The organism is Enterobacter sp. WCHEn045836 (genome assembly GCF_003965585.1).
Lineage (GTDB): Bacteria > Pseudomonadota > Gammaproteobacteria > Enterobacterales > Enterobacteriaceae > Enterobacter > Enterobacter dissolvens.
Genome location: NZ_RXPT01000040.1, coordinates 1 through 2,324, shown reverse-complemented (window position 1 = coordinate 2,324; position 2,324 = coordinate 1). Strand labels below are relative to the sequence as shown.

General features: G+C 55.2%; 3 protein-coding genes. All 3 read right to left on the bottom strand.

Annotated elements, in window-relative coordinates; genetic code table 11:
- Positions 1–543, bottom strand: a 543-nt coding sequence (locus EKN38_RS25605; protein WP_126523069.1) for a type VI secretion system Vgr family protein, incomplete at its 3' end; no start/stop codon positions are given.
- Positions 544–608: 65 nt separating this feature from the next.
- Positions 609–1,043, bottom strand: coding sequence for a hypothetical protein (locus tag EKN38_RS25600; protein ID WP_014832306.1), 435 nt, complete (start codon positions 1,041–1,043; stop codon positions 609–611).
- Between the two features lie 89 nt (positions 1,044–1,132).
- On the bottom strand, positions 1,133–2,324 hold a 1,192-nt coding region (locus EKN38_RS25595; RefSeq protein WP_126523067.1), incomplete at its 5' end, for a type VI secretion system Vgr family protein.

Sequence of the window (2,324 nt, the reverse complement as noted above, 5' to 3'; positions counted from 1 at the left end):
TGCATCGGTGAGCACCAGGGTGTGTTTGTCGGCCTCGTGGCTGAAGTAATACGCGATTCCCTCCAGCTCCATCAGGCGGCTGATGAAGTCCAGGCTCGACTCCTGATACTGGACACAGTAGTCCCATACCCGGTAGCTGCCGGTAAGCTTATCTTCCACGTTGACCTGATGCTCGCCCAGCAGGGTTTTCACTATCTGCGGCACCGTCTGGCCCTGGAAGATACGCAGGTTACGGTCGCGCTTCATCGGCCACAGGTCCGGCTCCACCGTCAGCTGATACACCGCATAGCGCGTGCCCGTCAGCTCAACGGCGCTCACCGCCACGCGGGTGACTTTGCCGTTGATGTAGCGCGGGGTAAGCAGGTTCTGCGTCGGGATGGTCACCGTGACCGGCTGGCCCAGCAGTTTGCTGCGGTCGATACGCGCATCCGTGCCGAGCAGGGTCAGCGTCAGGGCGAACGACTCGGACATCGCCTCGCGGCCGGAGAGTTTCCAGAAGAGCAGCCCCTCGACGGGGGGCTGAACGGTAATTCGGTTGAGCATAATCGTTATTCCGTAAATGCAACATCTTAGTTTCAGCAGCCACGATGCAGCGTTAATTGCAACGCTTACTTAAGCCACAAACCTGAAAACATAAGGACACACCCCAACGAGAGAAGGAGTTTGGCAAAGATAAACAGGGGCGGCGCTACGGTGTGTGTGACCCGGGAGATTTTTTCATAATTCGGAGCGTTGTATTTTTTATGCCCCACCATAACACCAGACAATATTGTGCATAGCAAAACGACCGTAAATTTCATACCCCAGACGCACAGGAGGGACATCGATATGATGATGGAGTAGTGTTTAGCCACCGCGACCGGAAATAAGGAAAATGACTGAGCCAGCCACTTCAAAAGAAAACCAATGCCGACTGTAGAAAGCAGGACAAGTACCAGCATCAGACCCGTTTTGATCCATTGTTTCTTATTAAACAGGTTATTGTTATTCCAGATAAGCGTAAGTGTGAGGATCAAAAAGAAAAAAAAGAAAAACCAGTTCATTTCAATATGCCTCATTTGCCCACCAACACATGCATCTCCCGTCGCCTTACGGTAACGGGATTGCCGGTTGTGTGGCAGACTGAATATGCTTACTTATTGGCATTGAAAACAAAAAAACCATCCACTTCCTGCTGAATTGCCGTCTGGTGAGATGCCCCTGGCGCATCAATGGCATTGCTGCCATCAGCTGGGTTAAGATGCAGTTCCCCGGAAAGCGTGTTGATTTGTGCACTTTGTTTTGCGGTAAAGTTAAAGTTATTGCCAATGATATTCACGCTCCCGTCTTTTGATAATTCAATGGCGCTTTCACCACACTCCAGCCTCAACGTATTGCCCGCTGAAATAATAAAGTTGTTAACAACTTTATCGCTGCGACTGTTGCCCGTCAGGCAGACCACATCCCCTTTAACCCCTGCTTTCTGATTTTTTGCCACCCGTAAGGTTTCATCCTCTCCCACAAATAGGGTTCGATTTTTTTCCGTGGCATGCGATTCATCATTTTTGACGTTGATATCGAGATTGCGCTCGGCCTGGAGCCACACCTGTTCTGCCCCCGCCTTGTCCTCAAACCGCAGGGCGTTGGCGTTATCCACGGAGCCATCTTTCGTGCGGCTCATAAAGCCCATCTGCGTCGCCGCTGCCGGCAGCGCCCACGGTGGCATGCTGGCGTCGTTGTACACGCGCCCGGTAATAATCGGACGGTCCGGGTCACCGTTGATAAAGTCCACCACCACCTCATCGCCCACGCGCGGGATCTGCACCCCGCCGTAGCCCTGGCCCGCCCAGGCGCTCGACACACGCACCCAGCAGGAGCTGGTGTCGTCCCCTTTTGCCAGACGGTCCCAGTGGAATTTCACCTTCACGCGGCCATATTTGTCCGTCCAGATGCTCTCCCCCTGTGGCCCGACAACCTTCGCCGTCTGCGGGCCGTAGGTTCGCGGCCACGCCGTGCTCTGCGCCGGACGGAACGACACCGACGCCGGGATAACCGTGAAATCGATGCGGTGAATGGTCTCCCCTTCGCCGCTCGCGTAGCGGTTCTCTTCCAGATGATATCCGGCCGCCGTCACCAGATAGTCACCGTTATCGCTGAAGAACGGTGCGTTGGTCAGGGTGAAGGTGTGGCCCGGCGCAATACCCGCAGCCGTGGCCGTGGCCTGAATCTGCTGATGTTCCACCTGCCAGCGCTCCTGGCGAATGCGGGCGTAGAACTCCGCATGCCCGGTCTCCACAAAGCGCCCAGGCCAGTCGTACACGTCGATGCTGCCCGGCTTCGGCGAG

What these genes read in the sequence shown, in the direction of transcription:
- EKN38_RS25600 (WP_014832306.1), bottom strand. Translation starts at nt 1,043, where the DNA reads ATGAACTGGTTTTTCTTTTTTTTCTTTTTGATCCTCACACTTACGCTT.